This window comes from Peribacillus sp. SIMBA_075 (assembly GCF_046534585.1).
Map to the genome: position 1 here is coordinate 1 of NZ_JAWRYN010000500.1, position 276 is coordinate 276.

Annotated in this window: 1 protein-coding gene; it reads right to left on the reverse strand. The window is 52.2% G+C overall.

Annotated elements, in window-relative coordinates; translation table 11 throughout:
- Window positions 1-190: ATP-binding cassette domain-containing protein (locus SB775_RS29170; RefSeq protein WP_410864709.1), on the reverse strand; the 190-nt coding region annotated here is incomplete at its 3' end.
- Between the last annotated feature and the right edge of the window lie 86 nt (window positions 191-276).

A 276-nucleotide genomic window follows, 5' to 3' on the forward strand; every position in this document is an offset into this window, starting at 1 on the left:
CGATGCCAAGCTGACCGCGTAGGGATGCGGTTTTGAGATCCTTTACATCAAAACCGTCCACTTGTACTCGCCCATCCTGTACATCGTAAAAACGGGAGATCAGATGGGCTACAGTTGACTTCCCTGCACCTGATGAACCAACGAGTGCGGTCACCGTACCTGGGGTAATCCTCAGAGTAAAATCGTGCAAGACAGGCAAGTCCGGCTGATAGCCAAAGGTTGCATGCGAGAACTCAATTTCACCACGCAAGGGAGGCAGTGTGATCGCATCCGCTT